General features: G+C 74.9%; 33 protein-coding genes, 1 tRNA gene and 1 pseudogene. 24 read left to right on the top strand and 11 right to left on the bottom strand.

The window, feature by feature from the left end:
• Window positions 1-92: 92 nt before the first annotated feature.
• From FS882_RS02020 to FS882_RS20795, 6 genes are all read left to right on the top strand, one after another.
• Complete coding sequence (locus FS882_RS02020; RefSeq protein WP_158370242.1) at window positions 93-800, top strand: methyltransferase family protein; 708 nt, start codon at window positions 93-95, stop codon at window positions 798-800.
• Window positions 801-864: 64 nt separating this feature from the next.
• Window positions 865-1203, top strand: a complete 339-nt coding sequence (locus FS882_RS02015) for a PadR family transcriptional regulator (protein WP_158370240.1) — start codon at window positions 865-867, stop codon at window positions 1201-1203.
• A complete protein-coding gene (locus tag FS882_RS20805; RefSeq protein WP_187365081.1) occupies window positions 1200-2135 on the top strand; it encodes a DUF5808 domain-containing protein in 936 nt (311 codons plus the stop codon). Before FS882_RS02015 ends, FS882_RS20805 begins: the two co-directional genes overlap by 4 nt.
• Complete coding sequence (locus FS882_RS20800) at window positions 2132-3100, top strand: ABC transporter ATP-binding protein (protein ID WP_187365080.1); 969 nt, start codon at window positions 2132-2134, stop codon at window positions 3098-3100. The genes FS882_RS20805 and FS882_RS20800 overlap by 4 nt, the downstream gene beginning before the upstream one ends.
• Window positions 3097-3909, top strand: a complete 813-nt coding sequence (locus FS882_RS02005; protein WP_158370236.1) for an ABC transporter permease subunit — start codon at window positions 3097-3099, stop codon at window positions 3907-3909. Before FS882_RS20800 ends, FS882_RS02005 begins: the two co-directional genes overlap by 4 nt.
• 324 nt (window positions 3910-4233) lie before the next feature.
• Window positions 4234-4521 (top strand): hypothetical protein, encoded by a 288-nt coding sequence (locus FS882_RS20795; RefSeq protein ID WP_187365079.1) that lies wholly within the window; start codon window positions 4234-4236, stop codon window positions 4519-4521.
• 28 nt (window positions 4522-4549) lie between these two features.
• On the opposite strand, the gene FS882_RS01995 is transcribed toward FS882_RS20795, so the two are convergent.
• Window positions 4550-5443: a MurR/RpiR family transcriptional regulator gene (locus FS882_RS01995; protein WP_158370231.1), complete on the bottom strand. Its 894-nt coding sequence runs from the start codon at window positions 5441-5443 to the stop codon at window positions 4550-4552.
• A 98-nt stretch (window positions 5444-5541) separates the two neighbouring features.
• On the opposite strand from FS882_RS01995, the gene murQ reads away from it, so the two are divergent.
• The 5 genes and pseudogenes from murQ (at window position 5542) to FS882_RS21505 (ending at window position 9896) form a co-directional block, all read left to right on the top strand.
• Window positions 5542-6468 carry an N-acetylmuramic acid 6-phosphate etherase gene (gene murQ, locus FS882_RS01990; RefSeq protein WP_158370229.1) on the top strand — a complete coding sequence of 309 codons (927 nt, stop codon included), beginning with the start codon at window positions 5542-5544 and terminating at the stop codon, window positions 6466-6468.
• A 25-nt stretch (window positions 6469-6493) separates the two neighbouring features.
• The gene (locus tag FS882_RS01985) at window positions 6494-7996 is read left to right on the top strand and encodes a PTS transporter subunit EIIC (RefSeq protein WP_158370227.1); all 1503 of its coding nucleotides are present in this window, start codon (window positions 6494-6496) and stop codon (window positions 7994-7996) included.
• A gap of 37 nt (window positions 7997-8033) precedes the next feature.
• Complete coding sequence (locus tag FS882_RS01980) at window positions 8034-9080, top strand: MupG family TIM beta-alpha barrel fold protein (RefSeq protein ID WP_158370225.1); 1047 nt, start codon at window positions 8034-8036, stop codon at window positions 9078-9080.
• Window positions 9081-9156: 76 nt separating this feature from the next.
• Window positions 9157-9390: pseudogene (locus FS882_RS21510) on the top strand (class I SAM-dependent methyltransferase); the annotation flags it as partial.
• A gap of 179 nt (window positions 9391-9569) precedes the next feature.
• Window positions 9570-9896: a hypothetical protein gene (locus tag FS882_RS21505; RefSeq protein WP_262348015.1), complete on the top strand. Its 327-nt coding sequence runs from the start codon at window positions 9570-9572 to the stop codon at window positions 9894-9896.
• Window positions 9897-9965: 69 nt separating this feature from the next.
• On the opposite strand, the gene FS882_RS01965 is transcribed toward FS882_RS21505, so the two are convergent.
• The 5 genes from FS882_RS01965 to FS882_RS01945 all read right to left on the bottom strand — a co-directional run bounded on the left by FS882_RS01965 (window position 9966) and on the right by FS882_RS01945 (window position 13190).
• On the bottom strand, window positions 9966-10496 hold the full coding sequence (locus tag FS882_RS01965; RefSeq protein ID WP_158370219.1) for an IbrB-like domain-containing protein: 531 nt from the start codon (window positions 10494-10496) through the stop codon (window positions 9966-9968).
• A complete protein-coding gene (locus FS882_RS01960) occupies window positions 10493-11854 on the bottom strand; it encodes a DUF3440 domain-containing protein (protein WP_158370217.1) in 1362 nt (453 codons plus the stop codon). Before FS882_RS01960 ends, FS882_RS01965 begins: the two co-directional genes overlap by 4 nt.
• Before the next feature lie 89 nt (window positions 11855-11943).
• Complete coding sequence (locus tag FS882_RS01955) at window positions 11944-12252, bottom strand: transcriptional regulator (RefSeq protein ID WP_158370215.1); 309 nt, start codon at window positions 12250-12252, stop codon at window positions 11944-11946.
• A complete protein-coding gene (locus tag FS882_RS01950; protein ID WP_158370213.1) occupies window positions 12249-12746 on the bottom strand; it encodes a hypothetical protein in 498 nt (165 codons plus the stop codon). The genes FS882_RS01955 and FS882_RS01950 overlap by 4 nt, the downstream gene beginning before the upstream one ends.
• 84 nt (window positions 12747-12830) lie before the next feature.
• Window positions 12831-13190 carry a VOC family protein gene (locus FS882_RS01945; RefSeq protein ID WP_262348000.1) on the bottom strand — a complete coding sequence of 120 codons (360 nt, stop codon included), beginning with the start codon at window positions 13188-13190 and terminating at the stop codon, window positions 12831-12833.
• Window positions 13191-13284: 94 nt separating this feature from the next.
• On the opposite strand from FS882_RS01945, the gene FS882_RS20785 reads away from it, so the two are divergent.
• Entirely contained in the window at window positions 13285-13437 is a 153-nt protein-coding gene (locus FS882_RS20785) for a hypothetical protein (RefSeq protein ID WP_187365077.1), read from the top strand.
• Window positions 13438-13497: 60 nt separating this feature from the next.
• On the opposite strand, the gene FS882_RS01940 is transcribed toward FS882_RS20785, so the two are convergent.
• Window positions 13498-13956 carry a Panacea domain-containing protein gene (locus FS882_RS01940; RefSeq protein ID WP_158370211.1) on the bottom strand — a complete coding sequence of 153 codons (459 nt, stop codon included), beginning with the start codon at window positions 13954-13956 and terminating at the stop codon, window positions 13498-13500.
• Window positions 13957-13958: 2 nt separating this feature from the next.
• Window positions 13959-14888, bottom strand: coding sequence for a GAF domain-containing protein (locus FS882_RS01935; protein ID WP_158370209.1), 930 nt, complete (start codon window positions 14886-14888; stop codon window positions 13959-13961).
• Between the two features lie 141 nt (window positions 14889-15029).
• Here FS882_RS01935 and FS882_RS01930 point away from each other — a divergent pair, with 141 nt between their 5' ends.
• Complete coding sequence (locus FS882_RS01930) at window positions 15030-15311, top strand: hypothetical protein (RefSeq protein WP_158370207.1); 282 nt, start codon at window positions 15030-15032, stop codon at window positions 15309-15311.
• 64 nt (window positions 15312-15375) lie between these two features.
• Here the strand turns inward: FS882_RS01930 and FS882_RS01925 are convergent, their stop codons facing one another.
• Window positions 15376-15879, bottom strand: coding sequence for a hypothetical protein (locus FS882_RS01925; RefSeq protein WP_158370205.1), 504 nt, complete (start codon window positions 15877-15879; stop codon window positions 15376-15378).
• Between the two features lie 60 nt (window positions 15880-15939).
• Here FS882_RS01925 and FS882_RS01920 point away from each other — a divergent pair, with 60 nt between their 5' ends.
• Window positions 15940-16554 carry a helix-turn-helix domain-containing protein gene (locus FS882_RS01920; RefSeq protein ID WP_187365076.1) on the top strand — a complete coding sequence of 205 codons (615 nt, stop codon included), beginning with the start codon at window positions 15940-15942 and terminating at the stop codon, window positions 16552-16554.
• 27 nt (window positions 16555-16581) lie between these two features.
• Here the strand turns inward: FS882_RS01920 and FS882_RS01915 are convergent, their stop codons facing one another.
• Together FS882_RS01915 and FS882_RS01910 are read right to left on the bottom strand one after the other, a co-directional pair.
• On the bottom strand, window positions 16582-17052 hold the full coding sequence (locus FS882_RS01915; protein WP_158370201.1) for a helix-turn-helix domain-containing protein: 471 nt from the start codon (window positions 17050-17052) through the stop codon (window positions 16582-16584).
• 304 nt (window positions 17053-17356) lie between these two features.
• Window positions 17357-17429 (bottom strand) — tRNA-Arg (locus FS882_RS01910).
• 319 nt (window positions 17430-17748) lie between these two features.
• Here FS882_RS01910 and FS882_RS01905 point away from each other — a divergent pair.
• The 10 genes from FS882_RS01905 (at window position 17749) to FS882_RS01860 (ending at window position 25221) form a co-directional block, all read left to right on the top strand.
• The gene (locus tag FS882_RS01905; protein ID WP_158370199.1) at window positions 17749-18159 is read left to right on the top strand and encodes a molybdopterin-binding protein; all 411 of its coding nucleotides are present in this window, start codon (window positions 17749-17751) and stop codon (window positions 18157-18159) included.
• Window positions 18156-18971 (top strand): molybdate ABC transporter substrate-binding protein, encoded by an 816-nt coding sequence (modA, locus tag FS882_RS01900; protein WP_158370197.1) that lies wholly within the window; start codon window positions 18156-18158, stop codon window positions 18969-18971. Before FS882_RS01905 ends, modA begins: the two co-directional genes overlap by 4 nt.
• Complete coding sequence (modB, locus tag FS882_RS01895) at window positions 18971-19771, top strand: molybdate ABC transporter permease subunit (RefSeq protein WP_158370195.1); 801 nt, start codon at window positions 18971-18973, stop codon at window positions 19769-19771. The genes modA and modB overlap by 1 nt, the downstream gene beginning before the upstream one ends.
• Window positions 19768-21021 carry an ATP-binding cassette domain-containing protein gene (locus FS882_RS21295; RefSeq protein WP_222848090.1) on the top strand — a complete coding sequence of 418 codons (1254 nt, stop codon included), beginning with the start codon at window positions 19768-19770 and terminating at the stop codon, window positions 21019-21021. The genes modB and FS882_RS21295 overlap by 4 nt, the downstream gene beginning before the upstream one ends.
• A gap of 9 nt (window positions 21022-21030) precedes the next feature.
• Entirely contained in the window at window positions 21031-22221 is a 1191-nt protein-coding gene (locus FS882_RS01885; protein ID WP_158370191.1) for a ThiF family adenylyltransferase, read from the top strand.
• 148 nt (window positions 22222-22369) lie between these two features.
• Complete coding sequence (gene glp / locus FS882_RS01880; RefSeq protein WP_158370189.1) at window positions 22370-23584, top strand: gephyrin-like molybdotransferase Glp; 1215 nt, start codon at window positions 22370-22372, stop codon at window positions 23582-23584.
• Window positions 23585-23625: 41 nt separating this feature from the next.
• The gene (gene moaC, locus FS882_RS01875) at window positions 23626-24060 is read left to right on the top strand and encodes a cyclic pyranopterin monophosphate synthase MoaC (protein WP_410053257.1); all 435 of its coding nucleotides are present in this window, start codon (window positions 23626-23628) and stop codon (window positions 24058-24060) included.
• The gene (locus FS882_RS01870) at window positions 24057-24698 is read left to right on the top strand and encodes a molybdenum cofactor guanylyltransferase (protein ID WP_262347998.1); all 642 of its coding nucleotides are present in this window, start codon (window positions 24057-24059) and stop codon (window positions 24696-24698) included. Before moaC ends, FS882_RS01870 begins: the two co-directional genes overlap by 4 nt.
• A complete protein-coding gene (locus tag FS882_RS01865; RefSeq protein ID WP_158370185.1) occupies window positions 24695-24985 on the top strand; it encodes a DUF6457 domain-containing protein in 291 nt (96 codons plus the stop codon). Before FS882_RS01870 ends, FS882_RS01865 begins: the two co-directional genes overlap by 4 nt.
• Entirely contained in the window at window positions 24982-25221 is a 240-nt protein-coding gene (locus FS882_RS01860) for a MoaD/ThiS family protein (protein ID WP_158370183.1), read from the top strand. Before FS882_RS01865 ends, FS882_RS01860 begins: the two co-directional genes overlap by 4 nt.

The raw sequence follows: 25221 nt of genomic DNA, 5'->3' as shown, positions 1-25221 counted from the left end.
TACGCAGTCCCGGCCAGAGCGGGCTGACGTGCCCGACGGTGCTCGGTACCGTCGAGGCGGAACCGGGGGGGGGCACCGGCGAGGAGGTCCGCATGCCCAGACGCCCGCCCGACCCCGAGGCCGCGGTCCGCGACGGCGCGCGGCGGTACGTCGGCATCCTGCTCGTCCAGCGCGCGCTGGGCGCGGCGCTCTTCTTCCTGGCCGCCGGGCGGTGGGAGGCCCGCGGGATCGCGTACTTCGCGGTGTACACGGTGACGACCGCCGGGGCGGCGGCGCTGCTGCACCGGCGCGACCCGGAGCTGCTCGACGCGCGGCGGCGCGTGCAGCCCGGCACCGAGGCGTGGGACAGGGTGCTGCTGCTCGGCTACGTGCTGCTGGCGTTCTACGGCGTCTACGCGGTCGCCGGTGCGGCGGTGCGCCTCGGGCACCCGCCGACGGCGGCGGGGTGGTTCGGGGCCGGCATGGCGATCACCGCGGTGACCTGCGTGCTCGCTGTCTGGCCCCTGCTGCACAACCGGGGCTTCGAGTCCAGCGTGCGCATCCAGCGGGACCGCGGCCAGGTGGTGTGCACGACCGGGCCCTACGCGCTGGTCCGCCACCCCGGCTACGCCGTCATCCTGCTGTGGTGCGCGGCGGTGCCGATGGTGTTCGGCCCGGCCGCGGGCCTCGTGGCCGCGGCGATCGTGGTGGTCGTCGTGCTGCGCACGGCCCTGGAGGACGCGATGCTCCGCCGCGAGCTGCCGGGGTACGCGGACTACGCCCGGCGGGTCCGCCGTCGGCTGCTGCCCGGCGTGTGGTGACCGACCGCACCCCGGGGACGTCCCGGCTTGTGCGCCGGTTCCTTGTGATGCCAGCATGTAGGTCATGCAAGGTAATCCGCGGACGGCACAGCTCCGCAAGGGCGTGCTCGAGCTCGCGATCCTCGCGGTGCTCAGCCGCGAGGAGTGCTACTCCCTCGGGATCATCGACCGGCTCGGCGCCCATCCCGCCCTCACCGCGACCCCGGGCACGGTGTACCCGCTGCTGGCCCGGCTCGAGAAGGCCGGGCTGGTCGGCTCGCGGTGGGGCGAGGCGGTCGGGGGCCCGCCGCGGAAGTACTACTGGCTCACCCCCGACGGACGGTCCTGGCTGTCCGAGGGTTCCGCCGCCTGGTCGGACCTGGGCCGGGCGATGGCCGAGATCCTCCGGGAGGTCCCGACGTGAACCCGTACCTCCGCGCCGTGGGCGCGCACCTGGGCGGCCTGGGCGCCGCGGACCGCCGTCGGGCGCTCCTCGCGCTGTCCGCGCAGCTCGACGAGCTCGCCGACGCGGGCCTCGACCCCGTGTCGGTCCTCGGCGACCCCGCCCAGTACGCGACCGTCCTGCGCGACACGCTCGCCGACGACGCACCCCCCGGTTCCGCCCGCTGGCGCGTGCTCGGGCTGCCCGTCGAGACCCGGGGACCGGTCAGCGCGGCGGTCCGGTCCCGGGCGTGGGACCCCATGGACCCCCGGCTGGTCGTCCCGCGGCTGCTCGGGGTGGGCTGGACCCTCAACCTCGGCGCCGTGGCGGTCCGGGCGGGTCTGCTGCGCCCGGACGAGGGGGGCGACGACGTCCTCGACCTCGTCCCCGAGGCGCAGGTCCGCCACGCGCAGCGCGTGCCGGTGGTGCTCGCAGGCCTGACCGCCGGTGCGCTCGCCCTGGCCTGGCGTCGGCTCCCCGCCACCGTCCCCACGGGATTCGGCCCGACCGGGCGGCCGCGCGGCGCCGCGCCCCGGTGGACCACGCTCGGCACGGTCGCGCTCGGTGCCGCGCCGGCCGCGTGGGCGCAGCGTCGGACGGCGTCCGTGCAGGACCGGCTCGTCCGCTCGGCGCACGCGACCTCCCTCGCCGTGGTCTCCGCGGGAGTCGTCGCGGCCACCCTCGCCCAGGCCCGCGCCCCGCACGGCCGCGGAGGTCTGCTCGTCGGAGCCTCGCTGCCGGTCGCCGCCGCGGCGTCGCTCGCCGTCGTGGTGGTCCCGCTGCGCTCCGGCCTGCGCCGTGCCCGGGCCGCCGGCACCGCGGCCGGGGCGGGATCGCCGCCGGCCCCGCCCCGGCCACCGGAGCCGGCTTCCCGAGCCGGCGACGGCGACCGCCGACCGGGGAGGCGGTCGTGACCGACCTGCCCCCCGCTGTCGAGGTCGCGGGTCTCACGAAGCGGTTCGGCGACCGCGAGGCCCTGGCGGACGTGTCGTTCCGGGTCGGCACCGGGCACGCGTTCGGGCTGCTCGGCCCGAACGGGTCCGGCAAGACGACCACCGTCCGGCTGCTGACCGGGCTGCTGACCCCCGACGCGGGCGACGTCGCCCTGTTCGGGGTGCGCGTGACCCCCGCGAGCGGGGACGCGCTCCGCCGCCGGATCGGCGTGCAGACCGACACCCACCTCTACGGCACGCTCAGCGCGCGCGACAACCTGCGCACCTGGGGCACGCTGCACGGCGTCGGGCGCCGCGCGCTGGACGAGCGGGTCGACGCGGTCCTCGAGATGCTGGGCCTGGGGGAGCGGGCGGAGTCGCTCGTCGGCGTGCTGAGCAAGGGCATGCGGCAGAAGCTCGCCGTCGGGCGCGCCATCCTGCACGAGCCCGACCTGGTCTTCCTCGACGAGCCCACCGCGGGACTCGACCCCGAGGCGTCCGCCGACCTGATCGACCACCTGCGCCAGATGATCCGGTCGTCGAGCACGACGGTCATCATCTGCACCCACCAGCTGCACGGTCTCGAGACGCTGTGCACGGACGTCGGGATCCTCGACCGCGGCCGCCTGCTGACCGCCGGCCCGGTGGACACGCTGCTGCGCCGACGGTGGCCGGAGCACCGGTACGCGCTCACCGTCGGAGGCGACGCGCGGCGCGCCCGCGCGGTGATCGAGGCAGCACTGGGGGGAGCGGCCCGGGTCGGCCTCGGCGCGGCGGGCGCCGACGTGGCCGGCCGGGTGGACCTCGCCACCCCCGACGCGGGCACCGTCCCGGCGGCCGTCGCAGCGCTCGTCCGCGACGGCATCCCGGTGCACGCGGTGGTACCGAACAGGCCGACCATCGAGCAGCTCTACTTCGCCACCCTCGACGAGCGGGGTGCCGCATGATCGACCGACGCCGGGTCCGGGCCGTGATCCGCAAGGACTGGCTCGAGGTGCTCCGGAACAAGCAGGTCATGACCTCGATGGTGATCGTGCCCGCCGTCTTCGCGGTGATCATCCCGACCGCGGTCGGTCTGCTCGGCACCACGGGCGTGCTCGCCTCCACCATCAACGGGCTGCAGAGCTTCCTCGACAACCTGCCCGCCGGCGTCGTGCCCGCCGACTACACCAGCGAGCAGACCGTGCTCTTCACCGTCACCGTCTACTTCATGGCCCCGCTCTTCCTGCTCATCCCCGTCATGGTGGCGAGCATGACCGCGAGCTCGAGCCTCGTCGGGGAGAAGGAGCGCCGCACCATCGAGGGCCTGCTCTACACCCCGCTGACCAACCGCGAGCTCGTGCTCGCCAAGGTGCTCGGGTCCGTGATCCCCGCCGTCGTCCTGACCTGGGCCGCGTTCGGCGTCTACACCGTGATCGTGAACGCGCTGGGCTGGTCGACGATGGGCGGCCTGTTCTTCCCCACCTGGACCTGGGTGGTCCTGATCGTCGGTCTGGTGCCGCTCGTCGGGTTCCTCGCGACCAGCCTGATCGTCGCCGTGTCCGGGCGGTCGACCACCATGCAGGGGGCGCAGGGCACCGCGATGTTCGTCGTGTTCCCGATCCTCGGGCTGGTCGTCGGCCAGGCCACCGGCCTCACCCTGTTCGACGCCCCGGTCGCGCTCGCCGGGTGCCTGGTGCTGCTCATCGCCGACGTCCTCGCGTTCTTCCTCGTGGTCCGGCGGTTCGAGCGCGAGCGGATCGTCACCCGGCTCTAGGTGTCGCGCGCGCCCCGTGCGTGGCCGCCACAGGGTCGATCGCACGCGGGACGCCCGCCGGCGTCGAGCTCAGGGGTCCCGCCGCCGCAGCAGAAGCCGCCGGAGGTGATGCCGACGTCGCCGTGGGCGCGTCCTGCGGGGGTCGGTGCGCGGGCGTCAGACATTCGGCGCGGACGACCCGCGGGGCCGGCCGCCACGTCCTCGGGACGAACCGATCCGCGGCGTTCACCCGGGGGCTCGACGTACCCCTACCACTACCTCGGCGGCGAGATCCACGGCCTCAAGTACGGCGAGCGCGGCCGCGACCTGGGCGCGCTGGCCGAGGTGATCCACGCCGAGCAGGACTTCCTCCTCGGGGTCGGCACGTCGCACCTCGTCTGGATCGACCTCTACGGGACCCGCCTCGGCACCGCCGGCCGGCGCCTCCTGGTCGCGCACCTGGACGCGCTGCGCCCGCTCCTGGTGAAGGTGGCGATCGTCGGTGCGCGGCGGACGGACGCCCGGCGACTGCCCCGGACGGCCCGGCGCGGGGCGACGCCCCTGCCGGTGCCCACGCGGTTCCTCGCCGACCCCGAGGCGGCCAAGGTCTGGCTCGTGCGCGGCCGGTCCTAGGGCGTCCGGGGCGCGACCTCCCGTCAGGTCAGCGGGCCGGCTCGTCGGGTGGCAGGTGGTGCGGGTCGACCGCCTGCCGGGTCGCGCGCAGGGCGTGGTCGAGGTCGTCGAACCGCAGCTGGGCGACCCGCATGAACAGGAAGTCGACGACGGCGAGCTGTGCCATCCGGCTCGCGAGCGCGGCGGCCCGGGCGGTCGCCTCGCGGGCGGGGGTGCGCAGCACGTCCCGCGCGGCCCGCGCCAGCGGGGAGCGGTCGTCGTTGGTGACGGCGACGGTGTGCGCGCCGGCGCGCCCGGCCACCTCCAGCGCCTGCACGACGTCGACGGTGCCGCCGCTGAAGGACAGGGCGATGGCGGTGGTCCGCTCGTCGGCGAGCGCGGCGTGGGTCATCTGGACGTGGGTGTCGGCGGCGGACAGGCACATCAGGCCGATGCGCTGGAGCTTCTGCGCGAGGTCGGCCGCCGCCAGGCCGGAGGCGCCGACGCCGAACACGGCGGTGTGGTGGCCCTCGGCGACGGCGTGCGCGACGCGGTCGAGGGCGTCGAGGTCGAGCGCGCGGGCGGTCTGCTCGATCGTCCGCGCCTCGTGGAACGCGAGCTTCGCGACCATGTCGGCGAGCGGGTCCGAGGCGTTGATCGTGCCCTCGGCGATGTCGGAGCGCTCCAGCTCCACGGCTCGCCGGGAGAGGTCCTGCGCCAGGCGCACCCGCAGGTCCGGCAGACCCGAGTACCCGAGCGTCCTGGCCAGCCGGACCACGGACGCGGGCGAGACCCGGGCGAGCGCGGCGAGGGTGGCCGCCGTGGCGTTCACGCCGGCATCGGGGTCGCGCAGCAGGGCCTCGGCGACGCGGGCCTCCGCGGGTCCGAGCCGGGGGAGCGCCGTCCGGAGGGCGTCGAGCACCTCCACCGCACTGTCCGACACGCGACCTCCCGTCCTCGGCGCCCGGTGCGCGGACGCCAGTGTGGCACAGCGGATGAAACGATGTTTGATTCTGGCGGGTGATGGTGCAACATGGTGTCATGCCCCCGGACGAAGGAGTTCACGTGGCCGACCTGCTCGCTCTCGGAACCGAGAGCCGCAACCCGCGCAGCGCGGACCTCGACGCGCTGCCCGTCGAGGACCTGCTCGCCGTCATGAACGCCGAGGACCGGCGCGTGCCCGACGCCGTCGAAGCCGAGCTCGGTGCGATCGCGGCCGCGGTCGCCCTGGCGGTCGACTCGCTGGCCCACGGCGGGCGGCTCGTCTACCTCGGCGCGGGCACCAGCGGCCGCCTCGGCGTCCTGGACGCCGCCGAGTGCCCCCCGACGTTCAGCACCGACCCAGGCCAGGTCGTCGGCGTGCTGGCCGGGGGGCCCGGCGCGATGTTCGAGGCGGTCGAGGGCGCGGAGGACGACCCGGAGCTCGGTGCGCGGGACCTGGCGGACCTCGGCGTGACCGACCGGGACACCGTGATCGGGCTCGCGGCGTCCGGCCGGACCCCGTACGTCGTCGGGGGGCTGGACGCGGCGCGCGCCGTCGGCGCGAGCACCGTCGCGATCGCCTGCAACCCGGACTCCGAGGTCGGCCGGCACGCGGACGTGCGGATCGAGCTCGACACCGGTCCGGAGGTGCTCACCGGGTCCACGCGGCTCAAGGCGGGCACCGGCCAGAAGCTGGTCCTGAACATGATCTCGACGGCCGCGATGGTCCGGCTCGGCAAGGTCTACGGCAACCTCATGGTGGACGTCCGGCCCAGCAACGCCAAGCTGCGCGAGCGGGCCGTCCGCATCGTCCGGGACGCCACCGGCTGCGACGACGCCACCGCCCGCGGAGCTCTCGCCGACGCCGGCGACCACCCCAAGACCGCCATCGTCGCGCTGCTCTGCGGCGTCGACGCCGGTACCGCCCGCACCCGGCTGATCGCCGCGCACGGCTTCGTGCGCGGCGCGCTGCCGCCGACGCCCTGACCCTGACCCGACCGGAGGAGTCACCGTGGACTACTCGAAGCTCAGCGACGACCTCGTGCCGCTCGTCGGCGGCCTGGACAACGTCGACTCGTTCACCAACTGCATGACCCGGCTGAGGCTGAACGTCGTCGACCCGTCCGCGGTCGACGCGGACGCCATCCGGGCGCTGGACGGCGTCATCGGCGTCGTCGAGGGCGAGCAGCTCCAGGTCGTCGTCGGGCCCGGGCACGCCCAGCGCCTGCGGGACGCGTTCGCCGCCCGGGCGGCGCGGCGTGCGGCCGAGGTGCCCGTCGCCGCCGGCGCCGCCGCGGGCTCGGTCGGCGCGGCCGAGGCGGGCGCCGTCGAGGGGGACGCAGCGGCCGACCTGCGCGCGCTCGAGGCCGAGAACAAGGCGAAGGTGAAGTCCCGGCACACCACCGGCGTGCACGGCCTGTTCCGGCACATCGGGAACATCTTCGTGCCGATCATCCCCGGGTTCATCGCCTGCGGCCTGATCATCGCGATCGCGAACGTCTGGAAGGTCGCCGCCCCCGACGTCGTCGACAAACCCTGGTACCTGGCCTTCGCCGGGATCGGCGGGATCGTCGTCGGCGCGCTGCACCTGCTCGTCGGGTACAACACGGCGCAGGAGTTCGGCGGCACGCCGGTGCTCGGCCTGATCGCCGGGGCGGTGCCGTACCTGCCCGCGCTCGCGGGCATCCCCGCCGGGACGGCCGCCGACGGGACCGCCACCGCCGCGCAACCGCTCGTCATCCCGGTTTTCGGCGAGCTGAGCCCGGCGCTCGGCGGGGTGATCGGCGTGATCATCACCGCGTGGCTGTTCACCGTCATCGAGAAGCGCGTCCGCGCGCTGGTGCCCGCTGCCGTCGACCTGTTCGTGGTCCCCGTCGTCACCGTGCTGGTGGGCGCGGTGGTGTGCGTCTTCGTCGTCATGCCCCTGTCCGCGCTGCTGATGCAGGGCATCAACTGGCTGCTGATCGACTTCGCGCTGGAGCAGGGCGGGATCGTCGGCGGCTACCTGCTGGCCTCGCTGTTCCTGCCGCTCGTGATGCTCGGCATCCACCAGGGCCTGACGCCGCTGCACGCGCAGCTGATCGCCGACCACGGGTTCACCGAGCTGCTGCCCGTGCTGGCGATGGCCGGCGCGGGCGAGGTCGGCATGGCCGTCGCCATCTACGTCAAGACCAAGAGCGCCCGGCTCAAGGGGATCATCCGTGCGGCGCTGCCGATCGGCGTCCTCGGCGTCGGCGAGCCGCTCATCTACGGCGTCTCGCTGCCGCTGTTCTACCCGCTGATCACCGCGTGCCTGGGAGGCGGCTTCGGCGGCGCGTTCGTGGCCTTCGGGATGCAGGCGACCGACGGCTTCGGCGCGGGCGCGCTCGGGCTGTCCGGGGTGCTCATGACCGCCGTGATCACGAACGGGCACTGGCTCTGGTACGTCGGCGGCCTGCTCGTCTCCTACGTCATGGGGTTCGTCCTCACGTACCTGTTCGGGTTCAAGGAGCACATGGTCGAGCGGCTGGCGTGAGCCGACGCAGGACCGGACGACGAGGAAGGAGACCGCCGTGCTCTGGTCGCTCTACCCCACCGACGGCCCGGAGGTGCAGCGAGCCGTCGTCGCGCAGACGGTGCGCCACGGCGCACCCGACGGCCCGGTGTTCACCTCGCTGCACCTCCCGGAGAGCGACACGCTGGCGGAGCACGGTGCGCTGCTGCGGCGGCTGCACGCCGAGCACGGGCTGACGTTCTGCGGCGACGTCTCGCCGCTGACGCTCGAGCGGCTCGGAGGCGGCCTGCCGGCCCTCGACCGGCTGCGCGACTGGGGCGTCACGGTGCTGCGGATCGACTTCGGGTTCGACACCGCCGAGGTGCGCGCGATCGCGGACCGCACCGGCTGCCGGATCGCGCTGAACGCCAGCACGGCGCAGGCCCCCGACCTCGACGCGCTCGGCGGCCTGCCGCTCGCCGGGTGGCACAACTACTACCCGCGACCCGAGACCGGGCTGTCGACGGCCACCTACCGCGCGCAGGACGCGGTGTTCGCCGACCGCGGCCTCCCCCGGTACGCCTTCGTGCCCGGCGAGGTCACGTTCCGTGCGCCGCTCGGCCTCGGGCTGCCGACCGTCGAGGAGCAGCGGCACCGCACGGTGTGGCGGAACTACCTGCAGCTGCGCCGGCTGAGCCCCGGTGCGGCTGTCGTGTGCGCCGAGGGGACCGTCCAGGAGCAGCACCTGGCGTGGATCGACCACCACGAGCGGACCGGCGAGGTGACGGTGCCGCTCGTCGGCGTCGACCCGGCGGCCGCGTTCCTGCTCGACCGGCCCTGGCGGCTGCGCCCCGACAGCGCCGAGGTGGCCTTCCGGCTGGAAGAGACCCGCGGGGATCGCGCGCCGGCCCGGCTGCGGAACGGTGACACCCGCGCCCGCGGCAGCCTGCAGATGGACCTGGCCGGCTCCGGCCGGTACCGGGGCGAGGTCCACCTGATGCGCGCCGACCGCCCGCTGCACCCGCTGCAGGCGCGCGTGGCGGACGTGGCGGCGCCGTACGTCGGGGTGGTGGACGAGCTCGTCCCGGGGGACGTCGTGCGGTTCGTCCGGGACGACGGCCGGTGACGACGGCGCCCGTCGACAGGGCCCGGACGCGTTGCGGGACCTACGTTCCGCGCGTCGTCCCATCAGTGGGCTGATAATGGAGCGGCTGCTGGAGGCGCACCTCGACCAGTCGCACGACGCGGCCAGCCGACCGCTCGCGGAGATCGACCGCACCGTGGCGCACCTGGTCGCGACCGGCCTCGCGCGCCCCGGGGCCCGCGTCCTCGACCTCGGCTGCGGTCCAGGCCTGTACGCCGTGCGGCTGGCGGCCCGCGGCTGCCGGGTCGTCGGGGTCGACCTGAGCGCCGGCTCGCTCGCGCACGCCCGCCGGTCCGCGGGCGCCGCGGCGTCGACGTCGAGCTCCGACGGCAGGACTTCCGCACCCTCGACGACCCGGACCGGTTCGACCTCGTCCTGCAGGCCTACGGCGAGCTGTCGACGTTCGGCGACGAGGTCCGCGACGACCTGCTCGGCCGGCTGCGGGCGGCGCTCGCGCCCGGGGGCGCGCTCGTGCTGGACGTCTCGACGCCGGCTCAGGACCGCGAGGCCGACGCCTGGTCGGTCGAGGACGGCGGGCTGTGGCGCCCGGGACCGCACCTCGTGCTCGCCCGCACCCACGTGTACCCCGACGACCTCCGGTGCCGGCAGTACACGGTCGTCGCGGGTCCCGAAGACCTGACCACGTACCGGATGTGGTTCCACGACTACACGCCCGCGACGCTCACCCCGGTGCTCGCCCGGGCGGGGCTACGGGTCGAGCGCACGTGGTCCAGCCTCGCCGGGGACGCGTGGTGGCCGGGGTCGCCCTGGCTCGCGGTCGTCGCCCGGCGGGTCTGACCCGCCGGGGCCGCGCACCGCGACGCGCCGGCGACCGCCCCCGGGGTGGTCGCGCTACCGGCCCGCGCGTCACCCCAGCCGGTGGTCGGAGGCCCCCCCGTCGTCCAGCCGGGTGAACTCGTGGTCCGCGAACAGCGCGGCGATCCCGGTGATCTGCTTCAGCCGGAGCAGCTCGTCGCGGTCCATGCCGATGTTGCGCTGGATCCAGGTGTCGCTCATCCCGGCCTCGACGAGCTCGGTCACGATCTGGGACATCAGCTCGACCGCGTGCGCGCCGCGCGCGCGGTTGTGCCGGATGGTCGAGGCCATCCGGCTGGGCTCGTCGGTGTCGATCAGGACGACCGGCAGCAGGCCGCGCTCGCGCTCCCGGATCCTGGCCGAGGTCATCATCACCCGGTACCGGTGGTAGCCGTCGACGATCTCGTACGTGCCGTCACCCGCGTCGGTGCACACCACCGGCTGGGTGTACCCGTCCACCCAGATGCTCTGCTCCAGCAGCGCCATCTCCGGCGGGGCGACGACGTTGGGGTTGTAGGCGTTGGCCCGGACGCGTTCGACGGGGACGGCGCGCACGCCGTAGACGGGGGAGGTGTGCCTCACGACGCCGTCACCGCCTCGTACCTCTCCAGCGCGGAGCGCCGGCGGGTCTCGTCCGCCTTGGTCGGGCTGAACCCCATGTACCGGCAGACGTGGTCGTTGCGCAGGACCGTCACGCACATCCTCTTGTAGCTCGGCAGGGAGGCGAAGTCGGGGATGCCCGGCAGGTCGTCCGGGTAGCTCAGGAACCGGACCATCTCGTGCGGCCGGGCGTAGGTCCGGTGCACCGCCGGGCCCAGGTACTCGGCCTCGACGCCTGCGGCGCGCATCGCCTGCACCGTCGGGGTGGGCAGCGCACCGCCCCGCTCCGTCCAGTACCGCACCGAGGTGTGGAACTTCTCCAGGTACCGCCCGCGCACCGCCGCGGGGACGGTGGTGAGCAGGAACCGCAGGTAGGTGGCCCAGGTGTGCCCGCGCGGCAGCGTGACGTCCCGTGCGCCCATCGCCCGGCCCGACGCGTAGAGCGCCGCGAAGTTGGCGCCGTTGACCCGGCCGACCAGGCGCGCCCACAGCTCCGGCTCGATCACCCGGTACAGGTGCAGCTGGCGGATGCCCTGGCTGATGAAGGGGGAGGCCACCCGCATCTGGTGCGGCGGCACGCCCGCCAGGTGCATCAGGTCGTACAGCCGGTTGTACGACCAGCCGAACCGGGCGTGCGCGTGCCACACGTCGCCGAGGCGCCAGTCGTGGATCGGGTACGCCTTGACCACCCCCGGCGCCAGCTGCGACGTCCACCGCAGGCCGTCGTGCATGGACCGACGGTCGTCGCGGTTGATCGTCGCGTACCGGTGCAGCGACTCCTCCTCCCGGATGCCGATCAGGACGGCGGTGCGCCGCGCGCCGGTGACCCGGTGCAGCCAGACCTCGAACGCGTCGTACACCTCGTAGTCCGGCACGCCCTCGAACGCGGGGAAGCCGGGGGGCACGTTCCCGGCGTGCACGACGCCCGGGTGGTCCGGCAGCGGTCGCACCCAGCGGTCGCGCAGCGCGGGGTCCCAGGGCCGCCAGTGGTCGTCGAACATGGTGGCCGCGCAGCCGACCGCGACCGGCAGGCACACCCGCCAGGGCACGACGAGGTCAGGGTCCGACGAGAGCACGGAGTCGACGTACTCGGTGGTGGCGGAGTACTGGCCCTCGTAGTCCATGTGGAACACGTGGACGGGCTTGCGGATGCCGCGGGCACGCATGTGGTCCAGCACCAGGTGCAGCATCGCCCCCGAGTCCTTGCCGCCGGAGAACGCGACGACGACCGTGTCGAAGTCGGCGAACACCCGGTCGAGGCGTGCGCGCGCCGCGTCGAGCACCGTGCGCGCCGCCGCCGCGGAGTCGCCCGGGCGCGCGTCCCCGCGGATCCTGGTCATGACCTCGACGGTGCCATCCGCTGCGCACCACCCAGCCCCGGGACCGGGCGGTGAGGTGGTCGGCCGTCGGGAGGGGTGCCGGCCCGGCGTCAGTCCCCGGCGATCTCCGCGAGCGCGGCGAGGTGCGCCTCGACGGTGCGCCGGCCGGCAGGGGTGAGGGTGACCCAGGTGAGACGGCGTGCGTCGGAGCGGGCCGGCGACCGCTCCTTGCGGACCGCCACGATGTCCGCGTCGGCGAGGACGCGCAGGTTCTTGGACAGGTTCGCGTCCGACAGCGCGAGCATGTCGCGCAGCACGGCGAACTCGATCTCGGCGCCTCGCCGGAGCACGCCGCAGATGCGCAGCCGGGCGGGGGAGTGCACGACGTCGCTGAACTCGGGGGTGACGGCGGCGGTCACGCGGCCCCCGGCCGGGGGGACGCGAGCTCGCGGCGCAGGGCGTCGTCGTACCGGCGGCCGAGCGTGATCGGGACGACCAGGCCGACGACCGCCAGCGGCAGGACCCACGGGTAGGGGATCGGGGTCAGCCCGATGAGGAGCGCGCCGCCGAACACGAGGAGGAGCACGACCATCAGCGCCCGCTGGATCCGCTGCGACCGCGGTCCGGCCGGCCCGCTGAGCCAGACACCGTAGCGCCGGCGGTACGTGACGACGAGGAGGGGCAGGGCGAACAGCGCGATCGGCAGGAAGATCAGGCGCGCGTGCGACCCGATCGCCTGGGTGCAGGTGATGGCGGCGACGATCGCGCCCAGCACCGGGTGGTACCACGCGGGGGTGACGACGCGGTCCGCGAGCGCGGCGCCGTCCGCGCGGAGGTCGGCCAGCGCCGCGCGGGCCTCGGCGGGCGAGGGCGGGGTGCGGGGCCCGGGGCGGTCGGCGTCATCGGTTTCCATGTCGGCAAGTCTATGCGATCGGTTGCCGATGTGGAAAGTCATCGGCGCCCCGCCCGGCTGCTGGGTGGCGGGCGGGGCGACCGGTCAGGCGCCGTCCGCCTGGGCGAGGCAGAACTGGTTGCCGTCCGGGTCGGCCAACGTGGTCCAGGAGAAGCCGTCGTGCCCGCGCTCGCCGACGAGCGTCGCCCCGTCCGCCACCATGGCCGCGGCGGTCGCCCGCCGGTCGGCGACCATGAGGTCCACGTGCGCCCGGTTCTTGCCGGGCGTCGGGTCGTCGACCCGCTGGAACGCCAGCATCGGCCCGCCGAGCGCGGGCGCGATCACCGCGGAGGCGCCGTCGTCGGGACCCTGCACGGTGCCGCCCGTGTGGCGCGACCACCAGGTGGCGAGCGCCCGCGCGTCCGTGGTGTCGAACGTGATCATGCCGATCGTCATCGTGTCCATGCGCGCCACCGTAGGACCGGCCCGGGCACGCACTGCGCCACCTCGAGCGCGTTTGCGTACCGGGGGTCGGGCGCCCGGCGGGAACTTCGCGACCGTGTCCGTCGGCGGGCCGTTCGTACTGCCCATCCCGTCCGCGCCGCAGATGGTCTCCGCGATGCTGTCGGTGTTCGATGGCCGGATCGAGGTCCGGTACCGCGACCACGGCGCCGGTCAGTGGCTCAACCCCTGGTACACCGTCGCGCTCTGACGCGCGAACAGCGCCCCACCCTCCTCCGGGAGGGCGGGGCGCTGTCGTGCGTTGGTGAGACTACTGGGAGGGCTGGAGAAGCGTCTTCTTGAAGTAGGTGCGCATCAGGTCCTTCGAGATGGGTGCCTGCGAAGGCTCGTGATCCTGAAGGAGCTCCGCCGCGCGGGTGGTCGACCAGGGTGTCCCAGGGAGATGCGTCAACTCGCTCAACTCAAGGCCACTGAGGCTTCCGTAGTTCGCTACCACGGCGTCGCAGATGATCGCCTCGCGCTGGCTCAGCTGACTGGCGTCACCTTGCGGCCACTCCTTCTTGCTGAACGAGCCCCGGTGCACGTTGAACAGGGTGCGGGCAACCGGTCCGCGCTTCCACGCCTCGAAGTCGTCGTCGAAGAGGGGCTCATCGACGAGCGCAAGAGACCAGCCCTGAGCCATGTAGCAGAGCTTCTGCAGCTTCATCGTCGAGATGCCACTGTCGAAGTGGTCGATCATGTACGCCGCCACGTCGTGGATCTGTGCCATGTCTACCTCCCCTCGATGTCTTCCGACTGTACCCGAACGGTCTGACCCTGGGCGGGATCCCCGGCCTCGATCAGGTTCAGCCGTGCCTGCGCGTTCTGGACCTCCGGCGCGGTCTCGACAGCCGCCGTGTAGGAGTTCTTCATCCCGATCTCGATGAAGCAGGCGATGGTCTTCGCGATCGACACCTGATCGCTGGTGAAGGTGACGTCCTCGCTCGTGTCGATCGTCATCAGACCGCGCGGCCTGTCGTCCACATGGAGCGGTACTGCGATGAAGGACGCCCAGGGGGACTCTTCGTCACGGTCGACCGGGAAGCCGTCACGGTTTGAGTGGTCGTAGCAGCGGGTCAGATGCCCGGTAGCGTTGGCGATGGCGGCAGCCCCGAACGGGGTGTTCGTAGTGAAGATCTCGCGCGGCTGGTCTGGACGTCCAGCCTTGGCGATCAACCGCAGGAAGTCACCCCCTTGCTCGCCGTCTACCTCGCCGGCCGCGGCGGCGCCTCCGTTGTCATCGGCATCGCCGCTGTCGAGTTCGTAGATGCAGATGCGCTGACCGCCGAGATCCATGATCGCCTTGGCTTCACGTGCGACGGTCTCGACGAACTCCCGCCGTGCCTCCGGGCCGTTCTTCGCGTCCGGCAGGGATCCCAAGACCTTGATCGTGTCCGCCAGTCGGTGGTTGTAGTCACGGACTGTGCTCCGGGACGAGCGCACAGCGGTCATCGCGGCTGTGCCCTGCTTGTACGTGAAGAAGAGCGCCGCGAGCCCTACCAACATGGCGGGCCAAACCAGGGGGCTGTCCCACCTGCCCTGAGGATCGTTCGACGCAGCGTCCCAGAGCATCGGAGCCCCGCCCGCTGCCGCGACAGCGAGCACCGGGTACACCCAGGACCGCAGCCCTTCCCAGCGCAACTTGTCGCGGTTGACAGCCATTCGACCCCCTGTCGTGCGGGGTCATCCCCCTCTGCCACCCGGGAGAGTATCCGACCGGAACTTCAGGTGGGGGCGGTTCACTCGATCGTCAGCACCGTTCGACGCCAAGCCAATGTCAGCCCTGGCCCAGACGATGCCCGCGTGCTCCACGACCACACGCTCACCCAGACCGTGCCGGGCGGCCTCTCCCGCTTGAAGAGCACCGTCCCGCTGCTCAACGCGCGCCCGGTCCCTGCCGGCGTCCACCACGACGTCGAGCGCCCCATCCCCGTCACCGCGCGACTTCGCTGGGAAACCGGCATCGAGCTCGTCGACACCTTCGCCGTCGAGTGGTGCGGCGGCGTCATCCGCGTCCGCATCGCAGACCTGCGCGTAATGACTGGCGCCGTGTGGCTGTCCGTCGAGGACGTCCGGCGGTGCTAGGCGTCTCTCCCGTCGCCTGGCAACAGAGACTCGGCGTGTGCGTGCGCGCGAGCCATGCCGAGGTTCAGACGCGAGCAATGCCACGTCGTCGCATCCACAGCGTACGAACGCGTCGACGCCACCGCCGAAGCCGGGGACCATAGAAGTACCTCACCCAGGCGACCAGGGCGATGACGAACGACGATGTCCCGATCACCACTGCCCAAGGCTCAAGCAGGAAGATGAAGCCCTCTCCGGAGGGCTGGCAGACCTCGGGGCCAGCCGCGTCGCAGGCTCCAAGGCCGCTCGATCCCAGGCGGAACCCGATCACGGAAGACACGAGTCCGAACGCGACAATCGTGCTGAGGAAGATTGCGCCTAGGCTCGCGACCCGGCGGGCCCACTTCGGCGACGAGCGTAGTTCGAGCCGCTTCGACCACACCCCAGCCAAGAGCGCACCAATAAGGGCGGTCGAGCTGACCCACCAGAGCATGTTGACCTGGGCATACCAGTCCGCGACGCCGAAGAGCCGGTCGAGCACCGCGCCGGCGTCCGACCCCTTCGAGGTGAAGTCCCAGTCGATGGACATGCGCGCAAGTTTGGCCTGACGCGTTCCGCTTCGCTGCCACTTTCGAACGGAGATAGGTGCTTGACCGACCACTTGCTCACCGCCACAGCGGTCGCCAGGTTGTTGTCCGTCACCCCGGCATGGGTCAACCGGGCTGCTTCGGCCAGCGAGCTGCCCGCCTACCGCGTGGCAGGCGGCAGGCGATTCGACGTCAACGAGCTAGGTCTGTGGCTCACACTCCGCGGCAACGCCGCGGTCGAGCAGCCCGACAACCCTCGCCGGCGAATCCTCCCACCGCCGCGTCCCCGGCGAGTCAACCCGGCACCTGAGCCGATCGTCGACCTGCAGGGCGCGATTCCGGCGGAGGAGGTGGCGCACCAGCTCGAAGTGCCGCTTGAGGCGGTGCGGCGCTGGATCAGGGAGGCGATCCTTCCCGGGGCGCGAGCGGGGCGCAGCTGGCTGGTCGACGCGGAGGCGTTGAAGGAATGGCAGCTCATCCTGTCTCGCGCCCCTCACCTTGACGCGCTCCCGGCTGGACGACTGCGCACCGGCGCGATACGCGACGCCGTCTTGCAGAACCTCCTCGGACGCATGGGTATCCACCTGACAGTCGGGTCCTGGCAGCGCCATGGCGGTGTCCTACCGACGTGGGCGGAGGCTGTGATCGACCCACGCAGGCACCGCCAGCCCCAGTGACGCCACCGGCCCGGCGATCTGCGCCCGTCACCCGTACCTGCGCGACCACTCCCGTTCTTTCGGGCTCTCAGTAGGCAGGGACTGCACCCACTCGTCTAGGTCGACCGCTCGCAGAACGATGCGTCCGCCCCGATCGCCGGCTCGATGCGCAGTCAGATAGCCATCGGCGATCGCGTTCGAGAGCGTCGTCTCCGACACCCCGGTGCGGTCTGCGGCCTGGCGGAGCGTGCACGAGATGAATGAGTACACGGGTTGCTCCTCAACGGGATCGACGATCGGTTCCAGCGGCCACTCCTCGCGTGGTGCGCCGATGAGGCCCCGTCGTGCGGCCTCTCGCTCCCAGGGCTCGATCTCAGCAGTGCGAACGATCAGGGCGCTGAACCCGCGGCCGGCGTATCTCGGGGTCATCTCCAGGGAGACGCGCCATCGCATGACGAGCGGAGTCAGCCCAATACGTTCTCGGAGCGCCACTCCGGACTCCGAGACACGATCCAGCACCGGTATGTCGTCCGCCGGGCTGCGCCATCGACGATCCGGGCCTCTCGGACCAAGGTCGCGAGCTGGAAGGCGGAGGCGCCGCCCGCTCACCGCACGCCAAGGGTCGGTAGGTGGATCGCGCTAGCGAGCATGCGCCAAGCCCACCGCAGTCCGCTGAGACTCCGCAAGGGGTGTCGTCCACGCCGCGCGCCTGCGTGAAAGGAGGTCGTAGGCACGAGGCCTGGTGTGCACGGCTGTCTGCACTCGCCTGACGTGCGAACGGCCCCTCACCGCTAGTCTGCTGGTGAAGGGCCGTTATGCGCTGTGCGCCCGGAGGGACTCGAACCCCCAACCTTCTGATCCGTAGTCAGATGCTCTATCCATTGAGCTACGGGCGCATCGGCCCCGGAGGGCCGTAGAAGAGAGTACAGGTCGCGGGCGCTCGGCCCAAACCGGCCCGGCGTGCGCCCCGCCACACCGGCTCCGCCGCCCCGTGCGCCGCCGCCCGGCACCGAGGGGGTAGCCGACACGTCGAGCGAGCAGCCGGCGGCTACCCCCTCGACGTGTCGGTTGCTCACTCGGCGAGCCGCCCCCGCCGACGGCCGCAGACCCCGGCACCGCCGAGGCGGCCCGCGCGGCGAGCGCGCCTCCCGCAGATGCGGGCTCGTGGCGCCAATCGGGGCGCATCTGCGCCTCTGTCCGCGCTACCGTCGCCGCATGACCACGTTCACCCTCAGCGAGGCGGCCGACCTGGTCGGGGTCAGCAGCGACACGGTCCGCCGGTGGATCGAGCAGGGCCGCCTGCCGGGGCGCCGCGACCCGGGCAGCGGCCGCTGGACGGTCGCCGGGGCGGACCTCGCCGAGGAGCTGCGCCGCCAGGGCGAGCGCCGCTCGGTCACCGACGCCCGGGCGGCGGACGTGTCGATGCGGAACCGGCTGCGCGGCGTGGTCACCCGCGTCGTGAAGGACACGGTGATGGCGCAGGTCGAGCTGCAGGCCGGCCCGTTCCGGGTGGTCTCGCTGATCAGCCGGGAGGCGGTCGACGAGCTCGGGCTGGAGGTGGGGAGCGCCGCCGTCGCCGCGGTGAAGGCCACCAACGTCTCCCTCGAGCGGGACCGGCAGGCATGACCGCCACCCGGGCCCGGGCCGCGCTCGCCCTGCTCGCCGTCGCGGTCGCCGCGCTCGCCGGCTGCTCGTCGGCCGGTGGCGCCGCGGACGCGACGACGGCACGGGCCGCACCCGACGGCGAGCGGTCCTCGTCGTCCCCGGACCTCTCCGGGGACGTCGTCGTGCTCGCGGCGGCCTCGCTGACGGACGCGTTCACCGCGCTCGGCGAGCGGTTCGAGGAGGACCACCCGGGCGCGCGCGTCACGTTCGGCTTCGGGGCGAGCTCGGCGCTGGCGCAGCAGGTGCTGGCCGGTGCGCCGGCGGACGTGCTCGCCACGGCGAGCAGCAGCACGATGGCGCAGGTCGTGGACCTGACCGGGCCGCCGGAGGTGTTCGCGACGAACACGCTGCAGATCGCCGTGCCCGCGGGCAACCCGGGCGGCGTCACGGGCGTCGAGGACTTCGCGGACGCGGGCCTGACGCTCGCGCTGTGCGCCGTCGAGGTGCCGTGCGGGGCGGCGGCGCAGGAGATGTTCGCGCAGGCGGGCGTCGTGCCGCAGCCGGACACCTACGAGAAGGACGTGTCGGCGACCCTCTCCAAGGTGGTGCTCGGCGAGGTGGACGCAGCCGTCGTCTACCGCACCGACGTGCTCGCCGCGGGCGACGCCGTCGAGGGCGTCGACGTGCCCGACGACGTGGACGTGGTCAACGAGTACCCGGTCGCCGTGCTCGCGGACGCGCCGAACCCCGACGCGGCCGCCGCCTTCCGCGACCTCGTGCTGTCGGTCGTGGGTGCGGAGGCGCTCGAGGCGGCCGGGTTCGTCGTGAGCTGATGCGCGCCCGCACCCGCCCCCGCGCGCCGGCCGGCCTGCTGGTCCCCGCGGTGCTCGCCGTGGCGCTGCTCGTCCTGCCGTTCGTGGCGCTGGTGGTCCGGGCGCCGTGGGGGCGGATGGCGACGACGATCGCGTCCGGGCCGGTGGTCGAGGCGCTGTGGCTGTCGCTGCGCTGCGCGACGGCGGCGACGGCGATCTGCCTGGTGCTCGGGGTGCCGCTCGCGTGGGTGCTGGCGCGGTCGGAGGGCTGGCTCGCCCGGGTGGTCCGCGCGCTGGTGACGGTGCCGCTGGTGCTGCCGCCGGTGGTCGGCGGCGTCGCGCTGCTGATGCTGCTGGGCCGGGTGGGCCTGCTCGGGGAGCCGCTGGACCGGTGGACCGGGGTCACGCTGCCGTTCACGACGCCCGCGGTGGTCGTCGCCGAGACGTTCGTGGCCCTGCCGTTCCTGGTCATCGCCGTGGAGGGCACGCTGCGCGGGCTCGACGGCCGGACGGAGGCGGCCGCGACGACGTTCGGGGCGAGCCCCTGGTACGTGCTGCGCCGGGTCACGCTGCCGCGGGCGCTGCCGGGGATCGTGTCCGGGGCGGTCCTCGCCTTCGCGCGGGCGCTGGGGGAGTTCGGGGCGACGATCACGTTCGCCGGCAACTTCCCGGGCACGACCCGAACGATGCCGCTGGCCATCTACCTGACGATGGAGACCGACCCTGACGCCGCCGTCGCGCTGTCGCTGGTCCTGGTCGCCCTGAGCCTCGTCGTCCTGCTCGCGCTGCGCGGCCGCTGGCTCACCGGGGTGCGGGCGTGACCGCGGCGGGCCTGCACGCCCGGATCGCCGTGCGGCGGGGCGACTTCGCGCTGGACCTCGCGCTCGACGTCGAGCCGGGGGAGGTCGTCGCGCTGGTCGGGCCGAACGGGTCGGGCAAGACCACCGCGCTGCACGCGCTGACCGGGCTGCTGCCCGCCGGCGGCAGCCGGGTGGCGCTCGCGGGGCGGGTCCTGGACGGCGACGGGGTGCACGTCCCACCCGCCGACCGGGAGGTCGGCACCGTGTTCCAGGACCACCTGCTGGTGCCGCACCTGTCGGCGCTGGAGAACGCGGCGTTCGGGCTGCGCGCCCGCGGCGTGCGGCCGGGCCCGGCCCGGGCGGAGGCCGCGCGCTGGCTGGACAGGCTCGGCGTCGGCGACCGCGCGGGGCAGCGGGCCGCCCGGCTGTCGGGCGGTCAGGCGCAGCGGGTGGCGCTGGCCCGGGCCCTGGCCGCGCGGCCGCGGCTGCTGCTGCTGGACGAGCCGTTCTCGGCGCTCGACGCCGGCTCCCGCGCGCGGGTGCGGGACCTGCTCCGGGCGCACCTCGCGGACGCGCGCGTGCCGGTGGTGCTGGTCTCGCACGACGCCGGCGACGTCGAGCGGCTGGCGGACCGCGTGGTGCGGCTCGACCGGGGCCGGGTGGTGGGCGCGCGGGACGACGCCTCGGCCGTCCGGCGCGCCCCACGGCGACCGGCGACGGACGCGCCGGGCACCGGAGGCAGCGCGCTCCACCCGGCGCCCGGAGGGGACCGCGCGGAGCGGGTCGGCGTGCTGGTCCTGGCCGCCGGTGCGGAGGGGGCCGCGGCGCCCCAGGACGGGGCGGCGGCGTCCGGTCCGCAGCCGGGGGTCGAGCCGTGGCCGACGGTGGTGGTGCGCCACGAGGCCCCGGCCGACGGCGGCCTCGTGGCGGCTCTCGACGCCGGCCGCCGCGCCCTGGGCGGCCGCGCCGACGTCGTCCTGGTGCTCGCCGCGGGCGAGCCCGGCGCCGCACGCGCCGTCCCCCGGCTCCTGGCCGCGCTCGACGAGCACCCGGCGGCGCGCGCCGCGATCGCGCTCGACGCGGACGGCCACCCCCGGCACCTGCTCGCTGCCTACCGGGCCGACGCCCTCGCCGACGCCCTCGCGCCCGCCGAGCCCCGCCCCCGCGACCGGCCGGCCGATCCCCTGCGACCGCTGCGGACGGTCGCCCCGGCGGTCCTGGTCGCGACGGAGCTGCACGACGCCCTCCCGCCGGCACCCCCGGCGTCCTAGCCTGGCCCCGTGGAGCCGGACCCGTCCCTGCCGCCGCTCGTCGAGCCGGGGCCGCCGCTGACGCCCGCCGAGCGCGAGCGCTGGTCGCGGCACCTGCTGCTGCCCGCCCTGGGCGAGACCGGCCAGCGCCGGCTGCGCGCCGCCCGCGTGTGCGTGGTCGGCGCGGGCGGGCTGGGCGCGCCGGTGCTGCAGTACCTCGCCGCGGCGGGCGTGGGCACGATCGGCGTGGTCGACGCGGACGACGTCGAGCTGTCCAACCTGCAGCGCCAGGTCGTGCACGGGGTCGCGGACGTGGGGCGGCGCAAGGTGGACAGCGCCGCCGAGGCGGTGCACCGGCTCGACCCGGACGTGCGCGTCGTGCGGCACCAGGTGCGCCTCGACGCCGGCACGGTCGACCTGCTCGCGGACTACGACGTGGTGGTCGACGGCACCGACAACTTCCCGACCCGCTACCTGGTCGCGGACGCGTGCGGCCGGCTCGGGCTGCCGGAGGTGTGGGGCTCGGTGTTCCGGTTCGACGCGCAGGTGAGCGTGTTCTGGTCCGCACCGCCGGCCGGGGTGCCGGGGGTCGGTCTGCGGGACCTGTTCCCCGAGCCGCCGGACCCGGGCACCGTGCCGTCCTGCGCGGAGGGCGGCGTGCTCGGCGCGATGTGCGGGCAGGTCGGGAGCCTGATGGCGACCGAGGTGGTGAAGCTGGTGACCGGGGTCGGCCGGCCCCTGCTCGGGCGCGTGCTCGTCCTCGACGCGCTCGCGGCGCGCTGGTCGGAGATCCCGGTGCGGGCGCGAGCGGTCCCGGCCGGTCGCCCGGCGGCGGCCGCCCCGACCCCCGCCGCCACGCCTCCCGCCGCCCCCGCGCCCGCCCCCGTCCCGCTCGTCGCCCCCCGCGAGCTGGCCGCCATGCTCGACCGCCGCGCCCGGGGCGCCGAGCCGTTCACGCTGCTGGACGTCCGGGAGGCCGCCGAGCTCGACGTGGTGGCCCTCCCGGGCGCGGTCCACGTGCCGCTCGCCCGCGTGCTGGACGGGTCGGGCCTCGACGCGGTGCCGGCGGACCGGCCGGTCGTCGTGCTGTGCCGCAGCGGGGTCCGCTCGGAGCAGGCGGCGCTCGCGCTGCTGGAGGCCGGGCGGGCCGACGTCGCGCACCTGGACGGCGGCGTGCTCGGCTGGGTCGACCAGGTCGACCCGACGCTCGCGCGTTATTGACGGCGACCGGGGGTGCGGCGCGCGGTCCCGGCGCGGTAGACATCGGGGGGCGGCGCGCACGGCGGGCCGGACGACCACGACGACGGGGAGGACCGGTGACCAGCACGCCGCACGCGCCCGGACGGACCGGCCCGGGGCGGGCCGGCTGATGCGCGCCGTCGCCGACCACCTCGCGGCCGTGCTCGAGCTGGTCGCGCCCCTGCCGGTGGTCGACCTCGCCCCGGCCGCCGCCGCCGGCCACGTGCTCGCCGTCGACCTGCACGCCCCGGAGCTCCTGCCGCGCTGGGACAACTCCGCGATGGACGGCTACGCGGTGCGCCGGGCGGACGTCGCGGACGCGGCGCCGGACCGCCCGGTCGCGCTGCCCGTCGTGGCGGACCTGCCCGCCGGGACGCCCCGTCGCCCGCGGGTCGAGGCCGGCACGGCGGCGCGGATCATGACCGGTGCCCCGGTCCCGGCGGGCGCGGACGCGGTCGTGCCCGTCGAGCACACCGACGGCGGCACGGCGACCGTCCGGATCGACCGGGCGCCCGCGCCGGGCGCGCACATCCGGCGTGCGGGCGAGGACGTCGCCGCGGGCGACCTGGTGCTGCGCGCGGGCACGCTGCTCGGGCCGGCGCAGGTCGCGGCGGCCGCCGCGGTGAACGCCGGCGCCGTCCGCGTGCACCGGCGCCCGCGGGTCGCGGTGCTGTCCACCGGCTCGGAGCTCGTCCCGGCGGGGAGCGCGCTGGCGCACGGCCAGCTGCCCGACTCGAACTCCGTGCTGCTCGCCGCGGCGGTCGCCGCCGCCGGCGCGGACGTGGTGCGCGTCGGCTCGGTGCCGGACGACCCGGCGCGGCTCGCGGACGTCCTGCGCGAGGTGGCCGCCGACGCCGACCTGGTCGTCACCTCGGGTGGGGTGTCCGCCGGCGCCTACGACGTGGTGAAGGAGCTGCTGCGCGGGCAGGGCGTCGTGTTCGGGCCCGTCGCGATGCAGCCGGGCAAGCCGCAGGGCGCGGGCCGGCTCGCGGACGGGACGCCGGTGCTCTGCCTGCCCGGCAACCCGGTCAGCGCGCACGTGTCGGCGGAGCTGTTCGTCCGCCCGGTGGTCCGCCGGCTGCGGGGGCTGACGGGCAGCGGCCGCCCCGAGGTCGTGGCCGTGGCCGACGACGCGTGGACGCCGCCGGCGGGCCGCGACCAGTACATGCCGGTGGCCCTGACCGGGGACGGGGGAGCACTGCGCGCCCGCCGGGCCGCCCCCGGGGGGTCGGGTTCCCACCTCGTGGCCGGTCTGGCAGGGTCGGACGGGCTGGCCGTCGTGCCGGCGGGCTCCGGCGCCGTGGAGCGCGGCGCCCCCCTGCGCATCCTGAGGACGGACACGTGACGCAGCCCTTCACCCACCTCGACCACGCCGGGCGCGCGCGGATGGTCGACGTCACCGCCAAGCAGCCGACCGTCCGCACGGCGACGGCCGAGGGGCACGTGCGCTGCCCGGCGCACGTGGTCGCGGCGCTGCGGTCCGGCGACGTGCCCAAGGGCGACGTCCTCGCGGTCGCGCGGGTCGCGGGCATCGCGGCGGCGAAGCGCACCCCCGCGCTGCTGCCGCTCGCGCACGTCATCGGCGTGCACGGCGTGGTGGTCGACCTGGAGGTCACCGACGAGGGGGTCGACCTGACCGCGACCGTCCGGACCGCCGACCGCACCGGCGTGGAGATGGAGGCGCTGACCGCGGTGTCGGTCGCCGCGCTCGCGGTCGTCGACATGGTGAAGGGCCTTGACCGGGGCGTCTCGATCGAGGGTGTCCGGGTGGTCGCGAAGTCCGGCGGCCGGTCCGGCGACTGGCGCCGGGAGGGCCCGTGACGGTGCTCGACGCGCTGGTGCTGGCCGGCGGGCAGGGGCTCCGGCTCGGCGGCGTGGTCAAGGCGGAGGTGCTGCTGGGCGGGCGGACGCTGCTCGACCGGGCGCTGGACGCGACCGCCGGCGCGCGCCGCGTGGTGGTGGTCGGGCCGCCGTCGCTCGCGCGCCCGGGCGTCGCCACCACCCTCGAGGACCCGCCGGCCGGCGGACCCGCCGCGGGGGTGGCGGCCGGGCTGCGGTCGCTCGACGCCGCCGGCCCGCCGCCGGCGGACCGGGTGCTGGTGCTCGCCTGCGACATGCCGCTCGCCGCCGCGGCGGTGCCGGCGCTGCGGGACCTGCTGGACGCGGACCCGGCGGCCGACGGCGCGGTCCTGGTCGACGACGAGGGCCACCCGCAGCCGCTGGCCGCCGTCTACCGGGCCGCTCCGCTGCGGGCGGCGGTCGCGGCGCGGGAGGCGGACGGCGGGGTGCACGGCTGCTCCGTGCGGCGCCTGGTCGCCGGGCTGCGGCTGGTCGGGCTGCCGGGCTCGGCGGAGGCGGCGCGCGACGCCGACACGTGGGAGGCGGTGGCCGCGCTGGAGCGGTCGCTGACGCAGGCCGGGCCGCCGGGCCGGCCGGGAGCGGGGGAGGGGACCGGATGAGCGGGGACCAGCAGGAGCCGGCCGGTGAGGACCTGCAGCGCTGGGTCGCCGCGCAGGCGGCTGACCTCGGCGTCGATCCGTCCGCGGTCGACGTGGACCGGCTGCTCGACCTGGCGCGGGACGTGGCGCACGGCGTGGGCCGGCCCGCGGTGCCGCTGACCGGCTTCCTCGCGGGCTACGCGGTGGGTGCCGGCTCGGGCGACCGCGCGGCGCTGGACCAGGTGCTCGACCGGCTCGGCGCTGCGGCTCGGTCGTGGCGCGAGGAGCAGGGGACGGGGACGCCGTGATCACCGTGCGCTCCTTCGCGGCCGCCGCCGAGGCCGCCGGCACCGTCACAGAGCAGGTGGGGGCCGGCACCGCCGGCGAGCTGCGCGCGGCGCTCGCGGCCCGGCACGGCGCCGGTCTCGAGCGCGTGCTCGACCGGTGCGCGCTGCTGCACGAGGGGCAGCGCCTCGACGTCCCGGCCGGCGCCGTGCCGCCCGGCGGCCGGGTGGATGTGCTGCCGCCGTTCGCGGGCGGCTGA

It is taken from the genome of Cellulosimicrobium cellulans (assembly GCF_007679345.1).
GTDB classification, from domain to species: Bacteria; Actinomycetota; Actinomycetes; order Actinomycetales; family Cellulomonadaceae; genus Cellulomonas; species Cellulomonas cellulans_A.
Note: the sequence above shows the minus strand (reverse complement) of the source record. Positions and strands in the feature narration are given on the sequence as shown.

What these genes read in the sequence shown, in the direction of transcription:
- FS882_RS02020 (WP_158370242.1), top strand. Translation starts at nt 93, where the DNA reads ATGCCCAGACGCCCGCCCGACCCCGAGGCCGCGGTCCGCGACGGCGCG.
- FS882_RS01905 (WP_158370199.1), top strand. Translation starts at nt 17,749, where the DNA reads ATGACCACGTTCACCCTCAGCGAGGCGGCCGACCTGGTCGGGGTCAGC.
- murQ (WP_158370229.1), top strand. Translation starts at nt 5,542, where the DNA reads ATGCCCCCGGACGAAGGAGTTCACGTGGCCGACCTGCTCGCTCTCGGA.
- moaC (WP_410053257.1), top strand. Translation starts at nt 23,626, where the DNA reads ATGGTCGACGTCACCGCCAAGCAGCCGACCGTCCGCACGGCGACGGCC.
- FS882_RS01935 (WP_158370209.1), bottom strand. Translation starts at nt 14,888, where the DNA reads ATGGCTGTCAACCGCGACAAGTTGCGCTGGGAAGGGCTGCGGTCCTGG.
- modA (WP_158370197.1), top strand. Translation starts at nt 18,156, where the DNA reads ATGACCGCCACCCGGGCCCGGGCCGCGCTCGCCCTGCTCGCCGTCGCG.
- FS882_RS02005 (WP_158370236.1), top strand. Translation starts at nt 3,097, where the DNA reads ATGATCGACCGACGCCGGGTCCGGGCCGTGATCCGCAAGGACTGGCTC.
- FS882_RS01960 (WP_158370217.1), bottom strand. Translation starts at nt 11,854, where the DNA reads ATGACCAGGATCCGCGGGGACGCGCGCCCGGGCGACTCCGCGGCGGCG.
- glp (WP_158370189.1), top strand. Translation starts at nt 22,370, where the DNA reads ATGCGCGCCGTCGCCGACCACCTCGCGGCCGTGCTCGAGCTGGTCGCG.
- FS882_RS01940 (WP_158370211.1), bottom strand. Translation starts at nt 13,956, where the DNA reads ATGGCACAGATCCACGACGTGGCGGCGTACATGATCGACCACTTCGAC.
- FS882_RS01945 (WP_262348000.1), bottom strand. Translation starts at nt 13,190, where the DNA reads ATGGACACGATGACGATCGGCATGATCACGTTCGACACCACGGACGCG.
- FS882_RS01925 (WP_158370205.1), bottom strand. Translation starts at nt 15,879, where the DNA reads ATGTCCATCGACTGGGACTTCACCTCGAAGGGGTCGGACGCCGGCGCG.
- FS882_RS02015 (WP_158370240.1), top strand. Translation starts at nt 865, where the DNA reads ATGCAAGGTAATCCGCGGACGGCACAGCTCCGCAAGGGCGTGCTCGAG.
- modB (WP_158370195.1), top strand. Translation starts at nt 18,971, where the DNA reads ATGCGCGCCCGCACCCGCCCCCGCGCGCCGGCCGGCCTGCTGGTCCCC.
- FS882_RS01950 (WP_158370213.1), bottom strand. Translation starts at nt 12,746, where the DNA reads ATGGAAACCGATGACGCCGACCGCCCCGGGCCCCGCACCCCGCCCTCG.
- FS882_RS01865 (WP_158370185.1), top strand. Translation starts at nt 24,695, where the DNA reads ATGAGCGGGGACCAGCAGGAGCCGGCCGGTGAGGACCTGCAGCGCTGG.